The following is a 22,141-nucleotide window of genomic DNA, read 5'->3' on the forward strand; positions in this document are numbered from 1 at the left end:
TTCTGCAAAAGTAATAGAGAGAAATGCGAGCGAGATGTGAGGGGATAGGACACCATGGCCCGGTTGCTGATTGTAGACGACGCAGCCTTCACGAGAAGGATGTTGACAGATATGCTAGGCGAGCAACACGAGATTTGCGGAGAAGCGTGCAATGGTTTGGAGGCTGTTGAGAAATACAAGGAACTGAAGCCGGACATTGTGACGATGGACATCACGATGCCGCACATGCATGGAATTGAGGCCATGCGCGAGATTCTCGATTACGATCAGGATGCCAAAGTGTTGATCTGTTCGGCAGTCGGGCATCGGCAAAAGGTTTTGGAGGCCATGAAGACTGGCGCGAGCGACTTTGTCGTCAAGCCTTTTCAGAAAGAGCAAATACTCGATGCCATCACCCGCCTGCTGTAAGCAAAAAAGCAGCCGCCAAGCTTGAAGCGCTTTGGCGGCTGTACGGTTCTATAACGAGACTGCAGTGCCGATTCCGGCAGCTTTTGCCCGCTCGTACACGGTCTTGGCTACCGCTGTATCCAGGTAAGCGACTCCGACCGATTTGTAGAGCGTGATTTCTGCGTTATTTTCCCGCCCCGGCTTTTGCCCGATCAAAATTTCTCCCAGTTCAGCGTGCAATTGAGCAAAGCTCCACTCTTGTTCCGCGATTGGAATGAGCAAATCGCCAGCTTCGTGCTCGGCACCTTCCAGCGTATCGACGACGACTTTGCTGGTTTGTACGGTGGCCGAATCGACTTCCCGCATGTGCGGCAGGAACGCGCCGATTGCGTTGATATGGGTACCAGGACGCAGGCTGGAAGCGGCAAACAGCGGCTCGGTCGCCTTGGTGCTGCAAATGACGATCCGGGCAAGCGAGACGGCTTCGTCGGCGTTTTCCACCACCGTGATCTCTCCGTGCCAATCCGGATAGAGCGCCAGCAGGCTTTGTTTCATTTCATCAGCTTTGGCTCGCGTCCGGTTGTACAAGTAAATATGGCGCAGCGCCCGTACTTCCATGACAGCCTGGATTTGCCCGAGCGACTGGGCACCGCAGCCAAGCACCGCGCAGCTGTCCGCATCCTCTGCGGCTAAATACTTGGTGGCGACACCGCTGCTCGCCCCGGTCCGCATGACGGTCAGCAGGCTGGCATCCATCATGGCGACGTGCTGCCCCGTTTTGGCTTCCGTCAGCACAATGACGCTTTGCAAAGACTTGATGTTGTGTTTATGGTTTTGCGGAAAAATGCTGATGATTTTCACCGCGACGTAATCATCGCTCGCCAAGTAAGACGGCATGTACAAGCTGGTCGCATCGTATTTGGGATGGTCAACCGCGGTGCGCACCGGAGTCGTTACGTTTCCTTGCATATGCTCGCGAAAAACGTGTTCCACGTCTTCCAGGCAATCTTTCATCGTGTAGATTTGCTCGATATTTTCCCGGCTCAAAATGAGCATGACTCTCATCCTTTCGGTCAGGATTTGTCAAAATCCAAATCCTTTGTTTCATCAATGCCGTTGCGAATCCACAGTCCCACAAACACGAGTGCAACGCTCAAAATGAACGGAACGCGCCAGCCCCAGGCCAAAAACTGCTCTTCAGGAAGCGTGCTACCATTCGATGGAGCTGCCCATCAAACTGGCGATCAACGCCTTGTTTTGAACCTGTTTGGAAACTCCCGCTTGTGGTTGAAGTGCCATCAGTTGCAGATCCTCCCTTGGTGTGTAAATGACGATGCTTTGCAGAATGGCGTTGGAGTGCGAGTAGCAGCGGGCGGGGGATACCTTCGCTTCGTGAATTGAAGCGTCACTTCAATTTCCGCTCATAAAAAAAGTGAAAACGCTTTTTGTCTGATAATAGTAAAGATTATAAAAGATAAAAGGATTCATCGCAACAGCGTTTTGCACCATTTTCCCGCAAGCGGTATGATAGACCTATCTTGCGAGATTTGAGGTATAGCGGATGAAACCAACGATTGGCGTCTTGATCAAGTCACTGCGGCTTGGCAAAAAAAAGACACTGAAACAAATATCTGAAAAAACGGAACTCTCGATAAGCTTTTTGTCCCAGGTGGAGCGGGGAAAATCGTCGATTACGCTGGAATCGCTGAAAAAAATCTCCGAGGCGTTGGAAGTGAGTCCGAGCTATTTCTTTTCGGAAAAGCCTTCGGCGCAGAGCGATCGCGTGCGCAGAGGCGGGCAAAAGCCTGCGATGCCGAGCGGCTTTCCTTTCGTGTATGAGGACTTGTCTGGCGATTTGGCGAACCGCTTGCTGGAACCGATCCTCGTCACATTGCAGCCCCACGAAGACAGCGGAACGCCTTTTGTCCACAAAGGGCAGGAGTTCGTCTACGTGCTGGAAGGGGTATTGACGCTGTTGCTGGGAGAGGAAGAGCACGATTTGCATCCGGGCGACAGCATTCACATGGACTCGACTACACCGCACAACTGGCTGAATCGTACCGGGGAAGTCGTCCGTTTTTTGTGCGTCAATTCCGCTGCGGAAAAAGACCAGTAGCGCGAGCGTCCGGCAAGCGGAAAAAGTGCGCCCTGCTTACGCTTTCTTGTATAATAAAAGGACACGTACGAATGCGCGGTAAAGAGGTGGAAATGTGTCCGTTGAGCCTAACTATTTTCAACAGTATCAGCATGCCGATATAGACGAACTAGCCGATGTGATTGGAGAGCTTTTGCAAAACCCGATTACGGTTGAAGATGCGGATCACAAACTGATTGCCTACAGCTCCCACGGAGACAGCACCGATCAGGCGCGCTGGTCGACCATCATGGGCAGGCGGGTGCCGGAAAAGGTGTTGACCCGCCTGTGGAAGGACGGCGTGTTCCAGGAGCTGTTGACGCAAGACGACCCTGTACATATTCCGGCCAAGGATGAGGTCGGCCTGGGCAAGCGTGTGGCGATCGCGATCAGGCGCGGCAGTGACGTGCTCGGGTACATATGGGCGCAGGAAGTGAATCGGCCGATCACGCGCGAGGATGACGAGATTTTGCGTCAGGCGGCACGGGTAGCCGTCTCAAGGCTCATGCAGCGGCAAGGGAAGCGCAAGGCGGAGGAGCAGCGGCGCAAGGAGTTTTTGTGGGAGCTGTTGCTCGGCAACCACAAAAGCGAAAGCACGATCCGGCAAAAAGCTGACAGCCTGCAAATGCAGCTTCCGACCGCTTATTTGATTTGCATTATTGAAGCGGCAGGTGCGCGGCTCGACCAGTATTTGTACCCGTTGCTCATGCGCGACAAGCTGTTGTGGGTTGTCGACGGTTCGCAGATCATTTTGCTGATCGGCCTTGACGGCAGTGTCAAAAAAGACGTGCGTGAAGTCCTCGTCCGCAAAGTCGAGCAGTTTCTGGCCGACTCGCTCGGCAAGCTGGAAGCCCATGTCACAGAAGGACGACAGGTGATTGCAGGCTACGGACTCGGCTATCAGTCGACGTATACAGAGATTGTGAAAAGCTACAGGGAGGCGCTGCACGCGCTCAAGATCAAGAAGCTGTTTCCCCAGGAAAACGAAGGCATTTACGGCTATCACGAGCTGGGCATTTACCGTTATCTCCTGCAACTGAAGCAGTGGGAGGCGGAGCAAGGCTATGAAAACGAGCGCTTGGAAAAGCTCAGGCAATACGACCGGGACAATCAGACGGCGATGTTGCAGACGCTGGAGACGTTTCTGGACGCGGCAGGCAAGGTGAACGTGACCGCCTCGCGCCTGCACATCCACATCAACACATTGAGCTACCGATTGCGGCGGATTGAGGAGATCATGCGGGTCGATCTGGAGAACATGAACCAGCGGGCCGCCCTCTACCTGGAGTTGAAAATGGCGAAGCTCGATCAGGAACAGTAGTTCGTTTGTGGATTTTCACAAACAGAAGGATGGCAAAATTAAAGGAATCCCCAAGGAAACGCCCCGTGTAAACGCTGTACAATGTTAGTATTCTCATTAAATCGGCGTTTCCAAGGAGGACTACCTATCATGATCGTTGGCATTCCAAAAGAGATTAAAAATAACGAGAATCGCGTTGCCATCACGCCAGCAGGCGTAGCAGCCCTCGTACAAAACGGACACTCTGTTCGCGTAGAGACAGGTGCAGGACTTGGCAGCGGTTTCACCAACGAAGACTACACAGCAGTAGGCGCTGAGATTGTCGCGACCGCAGCAGATGCGTGGGCCGCTGACATGGTCATGAAAGTAAAAGAACCACTTCCTGCCGAGTACGGCTACTTCCGTGAAGGTCTGATCTTGTTCACGTACCTCCACCTGGCTCCAGAGCCTGAATTGACTCGTGAGCTGCTCGATAAAAAAGTAATCGCAATCGCGTACGAAACTATCCAGCTCGACAACGGCGCATTGCCGCTCTTGATGCCGATGTCCGAAGTTGCGGGCCGCATGTCCGTACAAATCGGTGCGCAATTCCTGGAAAAACAATACGGCGGCAAAGGCGTGCTGCTCGGTGGCGTACCTGGCGTGCCAAAAGGCGAAGTCGTTGTCATCGGTGGCGGTATCGTAGGTACGAACGCTGCGAAAATGGCGCTTGGTCTCGGTGCAAACGTAACGATCATCGACGTGAACGCAGATCGTCTGCGCCAATTGGATGACCTGTTCCAAGGCCGCGTACAAACTTTGATCTCCAACTCTTTCAACATCGCAAGCGCAGTGAAAAAAGCAGACCTGCTCGTAGGCGCTGTTCTGATCCCTGGCGCACGCGCTCCTCGCCTGGTAACAGAAGCGATGGTAAAAGAAATGACGCCTGGTTCCGTGATCGTAGACGTGGCAATCGACCAAGGCGGTTCCATCGAAACGATCGACCGCATCACAACGCATGACAACCCGACTTATGAAAAACACGGCGTGATCCATTACGCAGTAGCGAATATGCCTGGTGCGGTAGCTCGCACTTCCACTCTGGCGCTGACGAACGTAACGGTTCCATACGCTGTTCAACTGGCGAACAAAGGCTACGCACAAGCGATCCGCGACAACCACGCTCTGGCGAAAGGCGTAAACGTCATCGACGGAAAAGTGGCTTACAAAGCGGTTGCAGATGCTCACAACCTGCCATACGCTTCTGTAGAAGAAGTATTGCTGGTGAAAAACTAATCGCGCTTCCATAAACGAAACTGCTTGCCAGAAATTTTGGCAAGCAGTTTTTTTGTGGGCAAATCCTTACTCACTCAGGGCCGAGCGGGTCGGGGTATTTGGAGGAGTTCATCTTCATTTTGCCTGAGTCGCTCAAATGCACCTGTATATGAATCGAGGCAATCGAATCTGCGGTCGGCGCCGTACGATGCTCTTTTTCATACGCCCGCCAGGCCCGGTAGTCTTTTTTGAACAACTCTTTTTCCAGGCCGTACAAGTCAGTGCCCTTTTTCAATCCTTTTAAAAAGGTGTCCCTGATTTGCTCCCGGACCTGTTCTTCCGAGTTTTTCTGAATGTGCGCAGGGCTGACCGGACTCATTAGCTCGCGAACAAAGCCTAGCAGATGCACCTTCAATTTATAGCGGGGAATCGGCCCGGTGGTGAGCGGGACGATTTGCAGTCCTACGTGCTTGATGCGGATTGTCGCTTTGGGAGTGTTGTTTTCGCGGATGATCAGGCCGGCAAACTCGGTGTCTTTGTTCATCCAGCGCAAGCCCATCAGATCGCGGCTGGGAAAATAGCCTTTCCAATTGCCGCGATGCAGCGCGTGCACCCCGTCGATGGACAGGCGCGAGGTGTAGTGATTGTTCTCCTTCCACGAGTGGGTGTAGATGGTGACATTGGGCAGCAGCACGGTATTCGAAGGGTCCCAAAAGTTGCTGATGAAGCGGTAAAACTGGGTCGGCTCGATAAAGGAGCGCTGCTGATACACGTCTTTTGGCTGATGCAAAAGGGACGTCAGCGGAGAGAAGCCAGTCAGGGCGTGATTGCCAAGAATTTTGTCGACCGGCTCCCTCGTCGCGAACACCCATTTTGTATAGCGGATCAAACCGTAGCGGTTCAAGATGTCATGCGTCGTGATTATGCCTTTTTGCAGGATGCGCTCGTGAAATACGAGAGACGAGACGAATCCGAGGAACAGCGGCACTTGCGAGTTTTTTTGCAGGTTGTCAAAAGCGGACATCAGCGTCTTACCTCTCCCGATGGAAATAGCAGCGGGAGGCGAATCCGGTTGACTTCCCGTTTCCTGTTTGGCGACGCTGGACAGGTCGACAGACTGGGCGTAGAGGACGTATTCGTCGTTGATAAAGTCAACGCCAAAAGCAGACAAATAGCTCAAATCCTGAATCGATTTCTGATCCCAGCAGCCGCTCAAAAGCGTTGTGGCAAGCAGCAGCAAAGCGCAAGCGATGCGGGCGTATTTCATTTGGTGTTCCCGTCCTTTTCAGGCTTTTTGCGGAAAAAGTAAATCAGCGGCTGGAACAAGACCAGATACAGATTGGACAGCACGTTGGACGAGCCCATCAACACGTAGGGACGGCCAAACGAGGTCAAAGTGGACAAGTAGTAAATAATCGCAATCATTCCGATGACGAATCCGTACATGCCGATCGTCGACGACAGGAGGAAGACAACAAAACGGGTGACCGTGACAGCACCGCTCAGCGCCTGGTTGACGAGAGTGAACGAAGCGACGACTGTCAGCGAGCCTACGAACAGCATCGAGGGCGAAGTCAACCCGGCGCGAATGGAGGCGTCTCCGATGATCAACGCGCCGACAAGCGCCAGCGTTTGCCCGACGTTTTTCGGCAGACGTGCTCCCGCTTCCCGCAGAAACTCAAAAATGAACAAAATCACGAAAAGCTCCATCGGGGCGGAAAAGGGCAAGCCTTTGCGTCCTTGGGTAATCGTGGCGAGCAGCTGGAACGGAAACTGCTCGACATTGTAGGCAGACAAGGCAATCCAGAACCCGGGCAGAAAAGCGGCAATCCAAAAACCGCCGAGACGCAGCAGGCGCTCCAGCCAGACGTACGTGATCGGATACTGATCGTCCTCCGGAGACTTGATCAGCTCCAATAGCGACACGGGAGCGATCAGGGCGAGCGGAGAGCCGTCCACCATGATGACCGCTTTTCCTTGCAGCAACAAATAAATCGCAAAGTCGGGACGCCCTGTATAGTCGACTAGCGGGAACAACGAATTGCGATTGTCGCTCAGCATTTTTTCCAGCAGCGCACTGTTGATTATTTTTTTGTTTTCGCAGGCAATCAGCCGATCGCGAATCATCTCAAGCAGGTCGGGAGGGACCGTGTCTGTCAAATACAACAGGGCAATCCGGCTGCGGGAACGGGTGCCGAGAATAAAAGGCTCATAAGCGAGTGTGATCGTTCGCATGCGTTTGCGGATGAGGGCCACATTGGTCGACAAATCCTCCACGAAGCCGTCTCGCGGGCCTTTGATGGAAATTTCCGTGTTGGCTTCTTCTGTACCCCGTTGCGGCCGATTGGAAATGTCCCAGGAAAAAGGCGGCGAATCCCCCAAAAAAATCAGCAAGTCTCCCGCGAAGAGCCGTTCAGTCCACAGCTCCGGATTGGTGAACAAAGGGACGAGCGGAAGCGAGCGCAGATCGCCAGAATTTACGCAGTGCTCCAATTGAGGCAAAGCCGTCTCCTGCAAATGCCGTACGTCCGCCAAACCTTCGCAGTACAGCATGAGCACAGACTGATCGTTCGGGGTGACAGCCCGCAGGAAGACGACATCAGCACAATGCGCAAATCTATCACGCAGCTCCTCTTCAAGGGTCATGGCTCACATCCTCCAATCTGGTTGGTTTTCGCAGCGACAGCAGGAACAAGATGAGTGTGACGACTACCATAACCAGCAAGTAAAAAGGATAGTAAATCTTCGAGAGAAACGTCACGAATTGCATGTCGCTGTAAGGAAGACTGGTCAGGGCGATCATGCTGGCGCCAAGGACGAACATGACGTATTTTCTTTGCTTTTTCGTGCGCAGGACGAGCAGCTCCCCGAGCAGCAGCAAGCAAAGCGTAATGCGGATAAACGACCCGGACAGCCACTGGAAAATCGAGAAAAACTCCATGTTCTCGATGTCTTTGCCGATCGTCAAAAGCCGCCATTGCTCAAAGGCGGGAAACCGCTGGCGCGTCGATTCCACAGGCCCGAACTCGGCGATGGCTCCTGTAAGCGGACTGAGGGTCAGTACCAGGACGATCGCGATCATGATGATATAGTGGACGGCGCGAAGCGGTTTGCGAATGTGGTGTTGCAGCAAAAGCAACAGGAACAGCTCGGTAAATCCTCCTCCTACAAACACCATGGCGTGCAGGGTGGGCATAAGCCCGTTCTGGAACAGCGGCAAAAGCTGGGTATAATCTTTTTTGGGAATGTTGCCAAACGCGACGAACATGCCCAATAACGAAACGGCAGGCAGCAGGATGCCGGAAGTAATGGCGACAGAGGCTATGCCGCCGTAAGAGGCGAACACGCACAAAATGATCAGGGCAAGCGCTGTCACCCATTCCGGTGTCTGCGGCAAATAGTTGACGGTAGTCCATGTTTGCGTATCGATTAAATTGACGAGGGCCATCAAGTACAGGCAAAGGATGATCGGGGCGAGGAGCAGATGCCGGACGGTTTTTCCAGATCGCAAAAGAAGCCACTGGGACAGCGACATCTGCTTGATCCGTCTATTGATGAAAAACAGGGCGTATGCCCAAACGGCAAAGGGGATGGCGCCAATAATGACGCTCAGCCAGGCATCGCGCCCAGCTTTGCTGAGCAGCAGAGGAATAAGGGTAACATGGTTGGTTATTCCGATTGAGAGCATCATGACCATGATCGCTTGGCCAATCCCGATTTTTCCGTCTGCTTTCATGAAACATACGTCCCCTTTTAAATCGCTGGTTTTGTTATAGTTTGTCTGCTCGACTGGAAATATGTATCGCGTATAAAGGTTAGCCCACGAGAAACAAAGTGTGGTATTCTACAATGAGGTAAAAATGGAGTAAGGAGTGCAGCCGGGATGTATAAGCTCATAAGAAAATATCTGTTCCAGATGGATACGGAAGAGATTCATGAAAAAACGGTTGGTGCCTTGAAGCTGATGGAAGATTCTGCTCCGGGAAAAAGCTTGCTCAGAATGATGTTCCAGTTGAAGGACGAGCGTCTGGCGACAAAGCTGTGGGGAATGACTTTTCCCAATCCGGTAGGACTCGCCGCCGGTTTTGACAAAAATGCCGAAGTGTATCATGCGCTCGGTGCGCTCGGGTTCGGCTTTGTGGAAATCGGGACTTTGACGCCGCAGGGACAGCCTGGCAATCCGAGGCCCCGCTTGTTCCGTTTGCCTGAACACGAAGCAGTGATCAACCGAATGGGCTTCAACAACCACGGTGCGTATTTGGCTTCGCAGCATCTGGTAGATTACGCTTATTCCGATGTTCCGATCGGGATCAATATTGGCAAAAACAAAGTCACTCCTAATGAGGAAGCGGCTTCTGACTATATCAAGTGTCTGGACATGCTCTATGCGTACGGCCATTATTTCGTCATTAACATCAGCTCGCCGAACACGCCGAATTTGCGCGACTTGCAGGAGACAGAAAGCATGCGCCAGCTGGTGCGGGCGATACGCGAGAAAGCGGCTGAGCTGGAAGCGCGCGGCATTCAGAAAAAACCGATTTTGCTCAAAGTAGCTCCAGACATGTCTGACGAGCATATGCGCGATGTCGTGCAAGGGGCTGTGGCGGAAGGCATTTCCGGGATTATTGCCACCAATACGACACTGTCGCGGGAAGCTGTTCAAGGGCATCGGTACGCCGAGGAAGCGGGCGGTTTGAGCGGAAAGCCGCTGACAGAGCGATCGACAGCGTGGGTGAAAGAGATTTATCAGGAAGTCGGAGGCAAAGTGCCGATTATCGGTGTCGGAGGCATTTTTACCGGAGAAGACGCCTATCAGAAAATACGCGCGGGCGCCAGCCTGGTCCAGGTTTATACTGGCATGATTTATCAAGGGCCTGGCATTTCGAAGCAGATCAACAAGCAATTGCTCAAGCTGATGCAGCGGGACGGTTTTTCCCACATCAGCGAAGCGGTTGGCGTGGACGCGAAAGCGTAGAATCAAAAACGTAGAACCAAAAACAAGGCTCGTGCAGTCAATGACATTCGCCAAAAGGTCATCGGTTGCAGGAGCCTTTTGATAATAAGCTTTACGCTGGATTGGGCGATTGAGTATAATAATGTAGGACAAGCAAGAACTGTCAAACAATTGGATATTGTCGGCAATAGGTGCCTTTGTGTGCATGAGCACGAAGGGTAACAGGGAATCGGGTGAAAGTCCCGAGCGGTCCCGCCACTGTAATCAGGGAGTTCTCTTTGATGAAGTTCCACTCATATTCATATGGGGAAGGACAAAGAGCGCATCGATCTGAAAGCCAGGAGACCTACCTACTTGCCACACCCTGGAGACCTTCGCGGAAAGGAGCGGTGAATACGGAGCAATTGGACAGAAGTTCATGTCTATTGTTTTGTGCGCATACCTCGTCTGCTATCGGATGGGGCTTTTTTGATTGGAAAAAACGGTAAAAAGAACAGCAAAGGAGGAGAAGTTGCCTTGAATCGATCACGCTTTGTCTCGACCTGTTTATTGATTGCGGGCTTTGTTCTTTATTTTCTCGTAAATGAACCGCAAACTTCTTACGCGATGCACATTATGGAAGGGTATTTGCCGCTGTCGTGGGCGTTGTTCTGGTGGGTAGTATTTATTCCGTTCTTCATTCTTGGCATTCGTTCGTTAAACAAAATCGTCAAAGAACACCCGCAAATGAAGTTGCTTATTGGCGTATCAGGTGCCTTTGCTTTCGTGCTGTCTGCTTTGAAAATTCCTTCGGTGACGGGAAGCAGCTCCCATCCTACCGGAACAGGACTTGGGGCGATCATGTTCGGCCCGTGGGTGATGTCTGTGCTGGGCAGTCTGGTGCTGTTGTTCCAAGCCTTGCTGTTGGCGCATGGCGGATTGACCACGCTTGGCGCCAACGCCGTTTCGATGGCGGTTGTCGGGCCGATGGTGGCTTACGGGGTGTACCGCCTGATTGTCCGTGCCAACGGAGGACAACGTTTGGCTGTCTTCGCTGCGGCAGCTCTTGCTGACCTGGCGACTTATGTAGTGACATCTGTTCAGTTGGCGCTGGCTTTTCCGGCTGAGTCTGGCGGGGTATTGGCTTCTTTCGCCAAGTTCGCTGGCATTTTTGCCATCACACAAATTCCGTTGGCGATCAGCGAGGGGCTTCTGACCGTGCTCGTCTGGAACTGGCTTCAATCTTACAATGCAAAAGAGCTGGCGGAGCTGCGCTTGCTGAAACGGGAGGAATCGCTGTGAAAAAAGGAATGAACTGGCTGCTGCTCCTGGGTGTCGTCGTGCTTGCGATCGTGCCGTTGCTTTTGGTGCAGGACTCGGAGTTCGGCGGAGCGGACGGAGCGGCAGAGGAAGCGATCAAGGAGATTGCCCCTGCGTACGAGCCGTGGTTCCAGCCGCTGCTTGAACCGCCAGGAGGCGAGACAGAGAGCTTGCTGTTTGCCGTGCAAGCGGCATTGGGAGCGGGCATTGTCGGCTATGCGATGGGCTTGTACAAAGGTCGGCTGGATAAAAACAAAAAATGAACTGGCAGCAGCTTGACTCTCTTTCGTATCAAAACCGTCTGAGATTTTTGCCGCCGGAACACAAGCTTCTGTTTGCGAGCGCGTTGATTTTGCTCGTTTTGACAGGACATGAGTGGTTGCAAATGGCGATTTGCATTTGGATGGGAGTATGGGTGATCGGATATGCCCGTATTCCCGTCCGTTTCTATTTCGGATTTCTTCTTTTGTCTCTCTCGTTCTTTGTTTTGGGTTTGCCTGCACTTCTGTTGGAAGCGACAAGGGCGGAGACAGCTCCTGTGACTCAGATGGCAGTGGCGTGGCATGTCGGCCCTTATTTGATTTACGTTCCAGCGAGCGCCATCAGCAAGGTGTGGGTGCTGTTTTGGCGAACGATGGCCAGCCTTGCCTGCTTTTCCTTTATTTTGTTTACGGTGCCGTTTGCCGAGATTTTGCAGGTGTTGCGCAAGCTGCGGCTTCCGGTCATCGTTACGGATTTGCTGATGATTATGTACCGCTTTATTTTCGTGTTGCTCGGCGTCTCCCATCAGTTGTGGATTGCTCAGCGCTCGCGTGGCGGGCACCGGGGATTTCGCGCGACGATGCGCGACATCGGCGGTCTGGCTGCCCAGCTGTTCGTCAGGGCGATGCGCAAATACGATGCGTTGTACAAAGGGATGGCAGCCAGAGGCTTCGGGGAAAGCTTGCAAGTGCTTTCTTTGCACAGTCATTCCCGCTCCAGACGATATGAATGGGAGTCGATAGCAGGCTGTGTTCTGCTGATTTTGCTGGAGTGGTGGACAGGGGGATAATGCTTTGACATCATGGCTGTTGGAATTTGCTGACGTGCACTACGCCTATCCGGGTGGCCGCGGCCCTGTGCTGCGCGGACTGTCCCTGGGCATTCCAGAAGGGAAAAAATGCGCGCTGCTCGGACGAAACGGTTGCGGCAAATCTACTTTGTTTTTGCACGGGAACGGGATCATCCAGCCGCAGCAAGGGCAAGTGAGCTGGAAAGGGACGCCGCTCAGCTACAAACGCGCTGCCTTGCAGGAGATGACGCAAAAAGTCGGTCTTGTCTTCCAGGACCCGGAGCACCAACTGATCGCCAGTACCGTAGCGGAGGATGTATCCTACGGGCTGTGCAACCGGAACCTGCCGGCGGACGTGATTCGCCAAAAGGTACAGGCGATTCTTCAGGCGTTCGGGATGACCGAGCTTGCTGACGTGCCGATTCATCACCTGAGCCTGGGGCAAAAGCGTCGACTGGCTTTGGCCGGGGTCATGGTGCTGGAACCGGAGCTGTTGCTTTTGGATGAGCCTACGGCGTATCTCGACCGCTATCAGACGCGAAATCTTTTGCGCGAGCTTGATGCGATTCACCAAAACGGGACGACGGTGCTAATGGCGACGCATGACATGGATATCGCGTTTGAGTGGGCGGAATGGATTTGCGTGATGGATGCGGGCAAACTCGTATTTGCCGGGGAGCCGCAAGAGGCATTGGCACAAAGGGAGCTGCTGGAAAGCCTGCATCTCGGCATGCCGCTCATCGCTGACGTGTGGGAAGCTTTGCCGCAGGAATGGCGACAAGAAGCTGGAGAGCGCGTCCCTTGTTCGCTGGAGGAATTGAAAAAGCGTCTGCTGACTGGACAGGTTGCTGTCCGTTAGCGACGGAGAAGCGGTCGCGCTGGCGGCCGTTTTTGTTGTGCGCGATTTCTTGACGCATGGCAAGAACAATCCAAGGGTATTCTATCCGTAAAATTCCTTTTGGAGGTATCCCTGATGGAGCACGATTCGTTGATGAGTTCTTCGCTTGCTGGCGAGGAGCAACAAGAGTTTCCCGAGAAGGTCAAAGATCAGCTCATGTTCAACGTGTTGGAAAAGGAAATGACGACCGAAGAAAAGGAAAAGAAAGCGAAAGACGAATATTTGACAGGAAAATCGTAGTCATTACCGAAAGGTCCTTCTCGGCTAACAAGAACGAGAGGGGCTTTTTTGCTCAGTTGTTGTTCCCTTTGTCTTCTTTTTCTTGCCGTTCTTTCAAAATGGACAAGAAGGCCAAGAAATCGCCCAGCAGAACCACAACGGCCGCCATCAACGCCAGGTCTTCCGCAGAAAAACCACTGTTCTGCTTCATGGTTCAGCCTCACTTCCATAGGTTATCTGTCCCTTGTATCATATGCGGAGCCGTTCGGACGGAAATGGGTATACGCACAACTTTGCCATCTTGAGAAATGTCGGCCGGATTTTGTAGGGAAATGTCTGTTTTTAGCGAATAAAAGAGAATGGACCTACTTAAAACGGGAGAAGTGGTGAGATTGTGATTTCAGCTTTGAATAAGACGCTCTGTGTTCAGCAGCTTGTGGAGAAATTGAGAGAAAAAGAGCTTGTCCACGTTTCCGGCTTTGACTTGAAGGAAACGAACAAAGCTTTGTATGAATATGTGCATCAGTTGAGCAGCTCCATCGCGATCATTCCAACCACGATCGATTCTGTGATTACAGGTGTCATCCGCTTCAAGGAGGGCTATTTCATCACGCTCGGCATGCTGATCTGGAAGGACGCAACCCAGAAAGGCCCGTTCAAGGAAGGGACTTTTCTGTTTTACAAGCGCGACGACAGCGATTCGCTGGACGAGTGTATCCATATCACCAACTCCATTGAAAACCACAACCTGATGGAAAGCTTGTTTTTCGCGTGCTGTGAGAGCAAGGGCGACGATCTGGTGCTGAAATATTCGCATATCGAGCATGCCATCCAATATGGAGAGACGTATCGGGAACTGAAGGAGCAGTGGAAAAAGGGATTTGCTTGATCATGGAGGTTAATGGAAATGTTGGACTTTGGTGCTGTCACTTTTGACTGGGTATCTTTTTTCTTGGATTTGATTTTGATTGGGGTGCCAGTTGGAATTGTTACTTATTTTGTCGTTTGGTCTAGTTTTCGCAAGAAGCTGGCTGAGCTGGAGAAACGGGTCGGAAGCTTGGAAAAAGCAGGGAAGAGTAACTGAGCAAAAGGCGAATGCGAGGAGCGAGCGTCAAAAAGTTTCTCTTGGATCAGGCGGAGGGACTTCCGCTGCGGTGTGTATTTTCCATTATTTATATATAAACGCCAGTTTTTGCGCAACCGATAAACATAATGTCATCTAGTATAAGTTCGCAATTGGGGATAGGCGTTCGACTAATCGTGCAGAATAGTCGGCGCCATTTTTTTTGCCGCGATAAGCTGGGTGGTCCGTTGGCAGATGAGGGCAGCGTTACTTCTTTCGTCCTCGCCTGTATGGGGTCGCGGTGTGAAAAGCAGCAGACAATCCTTTCTTTGTTGTTTGAGAGGCGAGGCGTCAGGATAAGGCATCCTATGCCCGAAAAATGGCGGATGTGTGTGGACGAATAGGGACTGCTGCCCTGATAAAAGAGCAGCAGTCGGATGCTAGTCTAGATGTGAGGGGACACGCCATCTGCACCGAAGAAACGCCTCAGGATGATGCGGTTGTGGGTCGAAGTCCGTTCGAAAACAAATGCGACCTGATTGCCGCGGGGCACGAGATAATAGTGGGTAAATCCTAGTCGCGTAAGCCCGTGGCTAAATTGCAACGCATCCTGAAGGTTGACGATGAAGTACAGATGCTGGGTCATGAAAATCACCTCCTTCCGCACTTAAAGGTAGCAGAAGGAGGTGGGTTTTTTGTCTAAATTTTCCATATGGAAGTGCTTGTGAATGCTGTGCTCGGAAATGGAAAAATGGCGTGGGGGTTGAGGGGGAAGTGGGGGGGTTCTTGCTCTCGTTTGCGGATCGAGTCTGTTTTCGTCAATGCCAAAAAGCCCTTCCTGTTTTGTTGGGAAGGGCATTCTATTTGTAGCTTATCTACTATCAAAAGGTATTAATCGTGAATTTAGCAATAATAATGGTAACAGATGATTTTAGTTGGTTGCAGTTAGTTTCAGTTCTCGATAGAATGGGAGTGAGAGGTGATGTTTGTGTCATTAACAATGTTGGATGAAAGGCGAATAGAGACAAAACTTGAAGAACTGAAATCACCAGATGTGAATGTATCTGAGTGGTACAAACGCAGTTTGGTTGATGATGTGGAGTTTCGCACTTTGTTTATCAAAATGCTTATTCAACTTTTACCGAACACCGAAGAGATCAGGGCAAAATGGGACGATTTTCAATTCCTTTCAGATAATCCAGCAGCAAACGAAGTATTGTATTCCATTTATATGAAAGCGCTAAGAACCGCAAGAAGTAATGATGCCGTACTTTCGATTTCATCCAGAAGGTCGATGACGAAGGAATATTCGACTGGGGAACTTGCTACATTTTTTGGTGTTTCGCAAACCACGATTAACAAATGGATTGCTGCTGGACATTTTAACGGCATATTACGTGCAGGAGAAAACAAGCATGTGAAGGTTCCAGAAGATACTTGGTACCATAATCCAGCATCAGGCGTACGTTTTCAAGTAAAAGATGCTGTAGAGTCCTGGAAAAGGGAGCAAGAAGAATGGGATTCTAGAGAAAAAGTCTCTGAATCTGAGCTTTATCAAAGATATGTGGACCACTTTGAACATAAGTACGGCGGAAAGTTCGCAGACACCCTAGGAAAAAAAGAATGGAACCAACTATCGGACGAGGAAGATACGGACAAGTCGATGTGGGCTTTCTTTTTAGAAAGGACACGCGATGTCGCTGGGGATTAGTAAAAGTAACTTCCACTTGATTGAGAATCTACTCTTTAAGGATATCATTGAGGAAATTCGCCCTGGAAGTGCAAAGGATTTGCCTTATTACAATTCAAATGTCATTTCCGTTGTATCAAAAGTTATTGTGTTTCGAGATGACATGAGTAAGATGTACTGCGTAGAATTTGTAAACGCCAGACAGGAGCTCGAAGCCTATTATTACGACTGGGCAGACAGTCAGAACAGGATGTTTTTGAAGTTCCATGCCCATTATCATCCAGAAGAAACGGACCCGAGTGTTGCACAATTTGACCCGTTTCATTTGCACAAGAAGGCGAACGATGCGGACGATAAGTTAACATTAAGAGTCAAAGATGAGAGATACATGGAGCTCAATAACGTCCTTGAATTCATTCGAGATTCCGTTTATGTAAAAAAGAATCGCAAATAGACGGTATGACAGTATCTCCTTTGAGTAGACAGTGTAAAAAGCCCACCCGCTTAGCGAGGGACGGCACACTCTACTTGGAGGGGATTTTTCATGACCCAAAAAGGTCAAACATTCAAGCGAAGCAATGTAAAAAAAGCCTTCCATTCAGGAAGGCTTAATCATTAATCGGGAGCATGTGTTCTTTATTTGCAGTATTTGTCCGTGAATTGTCCCCTTAAATCTTACAGATCGTAATACAACTCAAACTCTTTCGGATTCACCGTGCGCTCGACTTGTTGGATGTCGGCGCGTTTCAGGGCGATCCAGCTTTCGATGACTTCCTTCGTGAACACGTCGCCTTCGAGCAGGAAAGCGTGGTCTTGCTCCAGAGCAGTCAATGCTTCCTCCAAAGAGCCAGGGGCGCGCTTGATCTCGTGTTTTTCGGCGTCGGTCAAGTCATAGATGTTTTTGTCCAGCGGGCCGTAGCCAAGCTCGCGCGGGTCGATTTTGCGCTTGATGCCGTCCAGACCAGCCATCAGCATGGCAGCGAAGGCCAGGTATGGGTTGGCGGTAGAGTCTGGCGTGCGAAATTCGATCCGGGACGCTTTCGGAGTCACGGCTGCTACCGGAATCCGTACAGCGGCGGAGCGGTTTCCTTTGGAGAATACGAGATTGACTGGCGCTTCGTAGCCAGGAACGAGACGTTTGAACGAGTTGGTGCTCGGGTTAGTCAAGGCGATCAGGGCAGGCGCGTGGTGCAAAATGCCGCCGATGTAGTGGAGTGCAGTCTCGCTCAGGTTTGCATAGCCGCCTTGCTCGTAGAACAGCGGAGTGTCGCCGTCGAACAAGCTTTGGTGGACGTGCATGCCGGAGCCGTTGTCGCCGACGATTGGTTTCGGCATGAAAGTCGCTGTCTTGCCGTGCTTTGCCGCTACGTTGCGCACGATGTATTTGAACAGCAGCAAGTTGTCGGCAGTGCGAGTCAAGGTGTCGAAACGGAAGTTGATCTCGCCTTGACCGGCAGTAGCTACTTCGTGGTGATGACGCTCCACGTAAAGTCCAGCCTGAGTCATCAAGGTGCACATTTCGTTGCGGATATCCATTTGGGAATCAGTCGGCTGCACAGGGAAGTATCCGCCTTTGTTGCGAACTTTGTATCCCAGGTTTTGGCCTTCTTTTCCGGTGTTCCAGAACGCTTCCTCGGAATCGATATGGAAGTAGGAGCCGGATGGGCCGGAGTCGTAGCGCACGCTGTCGAACAGGAAAAACTCGGATTCCGGGCCGAAGTAGGCTGCGGTAGCCAGACCAGTTTGTTGCAAGTACGCTTCTGCCTTGAGGGCGATGCCGCGCGGGTCGCGAGTGTATGTGGTGTTGTCCGGATTGGCAATGTTACAGACGATGTTCATTGTTTTTGCTTCTACAAAAGGATCGATAAAAGCGGTGGACGGGTCCGGCATGGCAACCATGTCGCTTTCCTCGATGGATTTGTAGCCGACGAGACTGGAACCATCGAAGGCAACGCCATTGCGGAAGGTGCCTTCATCTACGGCGTAAGCAGGAACGGTAACGTGGTGTTGACGGCCAAGCAGATCGACGATACGGAAATCTACATATTCCACTTTCTCTGCATCAATGGTGGACAAAACAGTTTTCATATCCAAAACAACCCACTCCAATCGCGAAATATTTTCGTATTTGGTAAATTATTGTTCGTGTTTTCGTGAATTTCTATATCTCGAATTATAGCGATAACAAACAATGTTCGTCAAGAGGTTTTCTAACTTTATATGTTAGTTTTTCTAACATGATATTGCGGGGTTTTGAAATTGGTTCCGGTTTTGTAGAATATAGACGAACTATTACGAATAAATGGAGGCGAACGGCGATGAAAGTATTGGTACTGGGAGCGGGCGGAATTGGCGGTTACTTTGGCGGCAGATTGGCGGAGTCAGGGGTGGATGTAACGTTTCTGGTGCGCGAACGTAGATACAAGCAAATGCAAGAGCGGGGATTGCGGGTGCAAAGCATTCACGGCGACTTGCATCTGGAACAGCCGCAGATGATTCAGGCGGGGGAAGCTGCGGGGCCTTTTGACGTCGTATTGTTGTCCAACAAAGCGTACACGCTAACAGAAAGCATCGACGCGATTGCTCCCTACGTCAGTGAACATACGGTCGTCATCCCGTTGCTGAACGGAATCGCTCACATGGAGCTGCTGTGGGATCGCTTCGGGCGCGAGCGTGTGCTGGGAGGGCTTTGTTTTATTGAAACAACGCTGAATGCAGAGGGCGATGTCGTGCAAACCAGCCCGATCCACGATGCGGTGTTCGGGGAATGGGAGGGCGGAAAAAGCGAGCGTGTCGAGAAGATCGAGCAAGCTTTTGCCAATATTAACGGAACGATGCGGGCCAGCAACAACATCCAGCGAGAGGCTTGGCACAAATACTTGTTCATTGCGACGTTCTCCGGGATCACCACGCTCATGAACTCCGCTGTCGGTCCGATTCGCGAAGCGGCGTACGGTGTAGAGCTGACAAGACAGCTGGCTGAGGAAATCGTTTCGGTCATGCAAGCTCTGGAAGCACCGATCAAGCCGGACATCGTCGAAAAGCAAATGGAGACTTTCCAAAACCAGCGCCCGCAGACGAAGTCCTCCATGCTCCGCGATATGGAAAAAGGGCTTCCGGTCGAAGCCGACCATCTGCAAGGCTACCTTTTGGAGCGAGCCGAGCAAAGCGGCTTGTCCACTCCGCTTTTGAAAGTTGTCTACAATAATCTGAAGGTTTACGAACTGAAGCGGGAAGAAGGCAAATAAGGTATAATAGTGGGCGAACATCATTAGAAATTTAGGAGGGGTTATAGATGGAAGTCATCAAGATTTCCCCCCGCGGATATTGCTATGGTGTTGTCGAGGCCATGGTCTTGGCAGCGCGTACAGCCAACAATCTCGACTTTCCCCGCCCGATTCACATATTGGGCATGATCGTACACAATGCCCACATCGTTGAGGCGTTTGAAAAACAAGGCGTCAAAACGTTGGACGGAGAAGACCGGATGGCTCTCTTGGATCAGATCGACGAAGGAACCGTCATCTTCACCGCGCACGGCGTCTCTCCCGAGGTGCGGAAAAAAGCAAGGGACAAAGGGCTGACAGTAGTCGATGCGACCTGCCCGGACGTGACCAAGACACACGATCTGATCCGTGAAAAAATCGCGGACGGCTATCATGTGATTTACATCGGGAAAAAGGGGCATCCAGAGCCGGAGGGCGCTGTCGGCATTGCGCCGGATCGCGTGCATCTCGTGCAAAAAATCGAAGAGCTGGAGCAGCTCGACGTACCGACTGACAAACTCATCGTGACCAATCAGACGACGATGAGCCAGTGGGATGTCAAGCATTTGATGGACGCCATTCTGGAGCGCTTCCCGGGGGTGGAAGTGCACAACGAGATTTGTCTGGCAACGCAAGTTCGTCAAGAAGCGGTGGCTGGCCAGGCAGGAGAAGCCGATCTGTGTCTCGTCGTGGGCGATCCGCGAAGCAACAACTCGAACCGATTGGCCCAAGTGTCGGAGGAGATCGCGAATGTGCCGTCCTATCGGATTGCCGATTTGTCCGAGCTGGACATCGAATGGCTGCGCGGAAAGAAAAACGTGGCGGTTACGTCCGGGGCGTCTACGCCAACTCCTTTGACCAAGGAAGTCATTTCGTTCCTGGAGCAATTTGATGAGTTCAACCCGGCTACATGGGAAAAGAAACGGACTGTCGACATGACGAAAATTTTGCCGAGGGTGAAATAGGAGAGCCATATGCCAGGATCACAGGTCGGTATCGGATTATCGGGCGCTGGCGGGAGATACTTCAGTCTCAGCGCCCTTTACCTTTTTATTTATTACGGGTTTGGGGCATTTTCTCCGCTCATTACCCAGTATTACAATTCCATTTCGCTCACAGGCACCCAGATTGGATTGATCAGTGCCGTAGCCCCAGTCGTTTCGATTATCGCTCAGCCGATGTGGGGCCTTTTTTGTGACCGCTTTCAAATTCGCAAAACTGTGTTGATTCTGACACTTGTTGTCTCGGGATTGGTAGGATTGTTTTTCATCGGGACGTCTGCCTTTGCTTTTGTCTTTTTGCTTTACCTGATCCTGTCGTTTTTTCAAAGCGCGATTATCCCGGTCTCCGACAGTCTGGCGTTGGGATATGCGAAAAAAAACGGGCTGCAATTCGGCGACATCCGCTTATGGGGAGCGGTAGGGTTTGCGCTTGCGGCATTGGTCACAGGGCTGCTGGTTGAGAAGCTGGGGCCGTCCGTGCTCTTTTATTCTTACTGTTTCGCGCTGTTGATCGCCGTGCTGCTTGTGTTGCGCGTACCGGATGAGTCGCAGGAGACGCCGCGCTTTCGGGTTGGCATGCTGACTGGCATGCGCGATCTGCTGCGGATGCCGCGCTATTTGTTGTTTCTTTTGGCGTCGTTTTGCGTGCTCGGAGCTGTGAACGCGAACAACATCTGGTTTTCGCTGTTTTATCAGGAGATTGGCGGCACTGTGGCGGGAGTAGGGCTGGCTTTTCTGTTGTTCGCAGGCAGTGAAGCGCCGTTCATGAAGCTGGCAGGCATGATCGTGCGGAGGTGGGGGCTGGAGCTGACGCTTTTGCTCGCCGCTGTATTCGGAGCGGCACGCTGGCTTTGGTACAGCTCGGCTCCAAGCACGACGCTAGTCATCGCCATGTTTTTCGTCCAAGGAATTTCGGTCGGATTTTACTTGGCGACATCCGCCCAATTTGTGCGCGAAAATACGCCCGCTTCCCTCCAGGTGACGGCGCTGGCCATCTTCTTTTCCGTGGGAGGCGGGCTGGGAACGATGCTGTGCAATCTGGCGGCTGGCTGGATCAAAGATTCCTATTCCACGCTAGGCATTTATTTATTTTTCGGGATCATCACGGTAATCGGGATCATTCCGTTGGTGATGATCAAATTCGGGCCGTGGAAGCAGCGTTCGTTCGACGAGGACGCGGAGGTTACTCAATAATGAGCATGCCCTGATAGCCGCTTTCCGGATAGCCAGGTGCATCCGAAACGAAGAAGAACCGCCCTTTTTTAGCGGCGGAAAACTGCAACATGGTCGACTGGGTAGGCTTCAGCTCCATGGAAGCCAGGTTCAGCTCGCGTATGGACAGATTGTGCGGCCGGGTGTCTGTGTTGACGATCATGAGGGAGACTCGCTCGCCTTCTTTGGCAGACAGCTGGCTGGGGAGAAAGCCGGCGCCGGAAATCGTGACGGTGTGCGTCCGCGTTGTGGCGGCGTAGGAAGTAAGCATGTGTTGATGATGATGCGTCCAAAGCAGCGTTAATGTCACGGCAAGTGCGAGGAGTGGATAGCGAAGCTGCCGGAACCATTGACGAGACATTTTGCATTCAGCTCCTTTGCGGCAATAACATGGTGGTTGTAGATTGTACTAT

Annotated in this window: 25 protein-coding genes and 1 riboswitch; of the genes, 17 read left to right on the plus strand and 8 right to left on the minus strand. The window is 51.8% G+C overall.

Annotated features, from left to right (window positions below):
- Positions 1 to 54 precede the first annotated feature (54 nt).
- Complete coding sequence (locus EDM60_RS13080) at positions 55 to 408, plus strand: response regulator (RefSeq protein WP_122964375.1); 354 nt, start codon at positions 55 to 57, stop codon at positions 406 to 408.
- Between the two features lie 48 nt (positions 409 to 456).
- Here EDM60_RS13080 and EDM60_RS13085 read toward each other — a convergent pair whose 3' ends face one another.
- On the minus strand, positions 457 to 1,443 hold the full coding sequence (locus tag EDM60_RS13085) for an ornithine cyclodeaminase family protein (RefSeq protein ID WP_122964376.1): 987 nt from the start codon (positions 1,441 to 1,443) through the stop codon (positions 457 to 459).
- Between the two features lie 505 nt (positions 1,444 to 1,948).
- Here EDM60_RS13085 and EDM60_RS13090 point away from each other — a divergent pair.
- From EDM60_RS13090 to ald, 3 genes are all read left to right on the plus strand, one after another.
- Positions 1,949 to 2,503, plus strand: a complete 555-nt coding sequence (locus EDM60_RS13090) for a helix-turn-helix domain-containing protein (protein ID WP_122964377.1) — start codon at positions 1,949 to 1,951, stop codon at positions 2,501 to 2,503.
- 94 nt (positions 2,504 to 2,597) lie between these two features.
- A complete protein-coding gene (locus EDM60_RS13095; protein ID WP_122964378.1) occupies positions 2,598 to 3,842 on the plus strand; it encodes a PucR family transcriptional regulator in 1,245 nt (414 codons plus the stop codon).
- A gap of 129 nt (positions 3,843 to 3,971) precedes the next feature.
- Positions 3,972 to 5,096: an alanine dehydrogenase gene (gene ald / locus EDM60_RS13100; RefSeq protein ID WP_122964379.1), complete on the plus strand. Its 1,125-nt coding sequence runs from the start codon at positions 3,972 to 3,974 to the stop codon at positions 5,094 to 5,096.
- A 70-nt stretch (positions 5,097 to 5,166) separates the two neighbouring features.
- Here ald and EDM60_RS13105 read toward each other — a convergent pair whose 3' ends face one another.
- Genes EDM60_RS13105 through EDM60_RS13115 form a run of 3 tightly spaced genes read right to left on the minus strand, consistent with a single transcriptional unit; the run spans position 5,167 to position 8,811 of the window.
- On the minus strand, positions 5,167 to 6,342 hold the full coding sequence (locus EDM60_RS13105) for a Ger(x)C family spore germination protein (RefSeq protein ID WP_122964380.1): 1,176 nt from the start codon (positions 6,340 to 6,342) through the stop codon (positions 5,167 to 5,169).
- Entirely contained in the window at positions 6,339 to 7,721 is a 1,383-nt protein-coding gene (locus EDM60_RS13110) for a spore germination protein (RefSeq protein WP_122964381.1), read from the minus strand. Before EDM60_RS13110 ends, EDM60_RS13105 begins: the two co-directional genes overlap by 4 nt.
- A complete protein-coding gene (locus EDM60_RS13115; protein WP_122964382.1) occupies positions 7,711 to 8,811 on the minus strand; it encodes a GerAB/ArcD/ProY family transporter in 1,101 nt (366 codons plus the stop codon). Before EDM60_RS13115 ends, EDM60_RS13110 begins: the two co-directional genes overlap by 11 nt.
- 147 nt (positions 8,812 to 8,958) lie before the next feature.
- Here EDM60_RS13115 and EDM60_RS13120 point away from each other — a divergent pair, with 147 nt between their 5' ends.
- The 6 genes from EDM60_RS13120 to EDM60_RS28595 all read left to right on the plus strand — a co-directional run bounded on the left by EDM60_RS13120 (position 8,959) and on the right by EDM60_RS28595 (position 13,517).
- The gene (locus EDM60_RS13120; RefSeq protein WP_122964383.1) at positions 8,959 to 10,050 is read left to right on the plus strand and encodes a quinone-dependent dihydroorotate dehydrogenase; all 1,092 of its coding nucleotides are present in this window, start codon (positions 8,959 to 8,961) and stop codon (positions 10,048 to 10,050) included.
- Between the two features lie 151 nt (positions 10,051 to 10,201).
- Positions 10,202 to 10,397: riboswitch (cobalamin riboswitch) on the plus strand.
- Positions 10,398 to 10,545: 148 nt separating this feature from the next.
- The gene (locus EDM60_RS13125) at positions 10,546 to 11,310 is read left to right on the plus strand and encodes an energy-coupling factor ABC transporter permease (RefSeq protein ID WP_063230911.1); all 765 of its coding nucleotides are present in this window, start codon (positions 10,546 to 10,548) and stop codon (positions 11,308 to 11,310) included.
- Positions 11,307 to 11,591: an energy-coupling factor ABC transporter substrate-binding protein gene (locus tag EDM60_RS13130; RefSeq protein WP_063230912.1), complete on the plus strand. Its 285-nt coding sequence runs from the start codon at positions 11,307 to 11,309 to the stop codon at positions 11,589 to 11,591. Before EDM60_RS13125 ends, EDM60_RS13130 begins: the two co-directional genes overlap by 4 nt.
- Positions 11,588 to 12,379: a cobalt ECF transporter T component CbiQ gene (gene cbiQ / locus EDM60_RS13135; protein WP_122964384.1), complete on the plus strand. Its 792-nt coding sequence runs from the start codon at positions 11,588 to 11,590 to the stop codon at positions 12,377 to 12,379. The genes EDM60_RS13130 and cbiQ overlap by 4 nt, the downstream gene beginning before the upstream one ends.
- Before the next feature lie 4 nt (positions 12,380 to 12,383).
- Positions 12,384 to 13,238 carry an energy-coupling factor ABC transporter ATP-binding protein gene (locus EDM60_RS13140; RefSeq protein ID WP_122964385.1) on the plus strand — a complete coding sequence of 285 codons (855 nt, stop codon included), beginning with the start codon at positions 12,384 to 12,386 and terminating at the stop codon, positions 13,236 to 13,238.
- A 114-nt stretch (positions 13,239 to 13,352) separates the two neighbouring features.
- Positions 13,353 to 13,517 (plus strand): hypothetical protein, encoded by a 165-nt coding sequence (locus EDM60_RS28595; RefSeq protein ID WP_167470292.1) that lies wholly within the window; start codon positions 13,353 to 13,355, stop codon positions 13,515 to 13,517.
- 52 nt (positions 13,518 to 13,569) lie between these two features.
- On the opposite strand, the gene EDM60_RS28600 is transcribed toward EDM60_RS28595, so the two are convergent.
- Entirely contained in the window at positions 13,570 to 13,707 is a 138-nt protein-coding gene (locus EDM60_RS28600; RefSeq protein WP_167470293.1) for a hypothetical protein, read from the minus strand.
- A gap of 183 nt (positions 13,708 to 13,890) precedes the next feature.
- Between EDM60_RS28600 and EDM60_RS13145 the strand changes: the two genes are divergently transcribed.
- Both EDM60_RS13145 and EDM60_RS28605 read left to right on the plus strand, forming a co-directional pair.
- Entirely contained in the window at positions 13,891 to 14,385 is a 495-nt protein-coding gene (locus EDM60_RS13145) for a hypothetical protein (RefSeq protein WP_122964386.1), read from the plus strand.
- Between the two features lie 12 nt (positions 14,386 to 14,397).
- Positions 14,398 to 14,580 carry a hypothetical protein gene (locus tag EDM60_RS28605; RefSeq protein WP_167470294.1) on the plus strand — a complete coding sequence of 61 codons (183 nt, stop codon included), beginning with the start codon at positions 14,398 to 14,400 and terminating at the stop codon, positions 14,578 to 14,580.
- A 424-nt stretch (positions 14,581 to 15,004) separates the two neighbouring features.
- Here the strand turns inward: EDM60_RS28605 and EDM60_RS13150 are convergent, their stop codons facing one another.
- On the minus strand, positions 15,005 to 15,205 hold the full coding sequence (locus EDM60_RS13150; RefSeq protein WP_122964387.1) for a hypothetical protein: 201 nt from the start codon (positions 15,203 to 15,205) through the stop codon (positions 15,005 to 15,007).
- 336 nt (positions 15,206 to 15,541) lie between these two features.
- Between EDM60_RS13150 and EDM60_RS13155 the strand changes: the two genes are divergently transcribed.
- Both EDM60_RS13155 and EDM60_RS13160 read left to right on the plus strand, forming a co-directional pair.
- Positions 15,542 to 16,270, plus strand: coding sequence for a helix-turn-helix domain-containing protein (locus EDM60_RS13155; RefSeq protein WP_122964388.1), 729 nt, complete (start codon positions 15,542 to 15,544; stop codon positions 16,268 to 16,270).
- A complete protein-coding gene (locus tag EDM60_RS13160; protein ID WP_122964389.1) occupies positions 16,254 to 16,703 on the plus strand; it encodes a toxin-antitoxin system TumE family protein in 450 nt (149 codons plus the stop codon). Before EDM60_RS13155 ends, EDM60_RS13160 begins: the two co-directional genes overlap by 17 nt.
- A gap of 221 nt (positions 16,704 to 16,924) precedes the next feature.
- Here EDM60_RS13160 and glnA read toward each other — a convergent pair whose 3' ends face one another.
- Positions 16,925 to 18,343 (minus strand): type I glutamate--ammonia ligase, encoded by a 1,419-nt coding sequence (glnA, locus tag EDM60_RS13165; RefSeq protein WP_063227267.1) that lies wholly within the window; start codon positions 18,341 to 18,343, stop codon positions 16,925 to 16,927.
- A 224-nt stretch (positions 18,344 to 18,567) separates the two neighbouring features.
- On the opposite strand from glnA, the gene panE reads away from it, so the two are divergent.
- From panE to EDM60_RS13180, 3 genes are read left to right on the plus strand one after another with little or no spacing between them, the layout of a single operon-like run.
- Positions 18,568 to 19,497: a 2-dehydropantoate 2-reductase gene (gene panE / locus EDM60_RS13170; protein WP_122964390.1), complete on the plus strand. Its 930-nt coding sequence runs from the start codon at positions 18,568 to 18,570 to the stop codon at positions 19,495 to 19,497.
- 47 nt (positions 19,498 to 19,544) lie between these two features.
- The gene (locus EDM60_RS13175; RefSeq protein WP_122964391.1) at positions 19,545 to 20,480 is read left to right on the plus strand and encodes a 4-hydroxy-3-methylbut-2-enyl diphosphate reductase; all 936 of its coding nucleotides are present in this window, start codon (positions 19,545 to 19,547) and stop codon (positions 20,478 to 20,480) included.
- 9 nt (positions 20,481 to 20,489) lie between these two features.
- Positions 20,490 to 21,710 (plus strand): MFS transporter, encoded by a 1,221-nt coding sequence (locus EDM60_RS13180; RefSeq protein WP_122964392.1) that lies wholly within the window; start codon positions 20,490 to 20,492, stop codon positions 21,708 to 21,710.
- On the opposite strand, the gene EDM60_RS13185 is transcribed toward EDM60_RS13180, so the two are convergent.
- On the minus strand, positions 21,700 to 22,089 hold the full coding sequence (locus tag EDM60_RS13185) for a cupredoxin domain-containing protein (RefSeq protein WP_122964393.1): 390 nt from the start codon (positions 22,087 to 22,089) through the stop codon (positions 21,700 to 21,702). The genes EDM60_RS13180 and EDM60_RS13185 overlap by 11 nt on opposite strands.
- Positions 22,090 to 22,141: the final 52 nt, after the last annotated feature.

The organism is Brevibacillus parabrevis, from assembly GCF_003710905.1.
Classification (GTDB): domain Bacteria; phylum Bacillota; class Bacilli; order Brevibacillales; family Brevibacillaceae; genus Brevibacillus; species Brevibacillus parabrevis.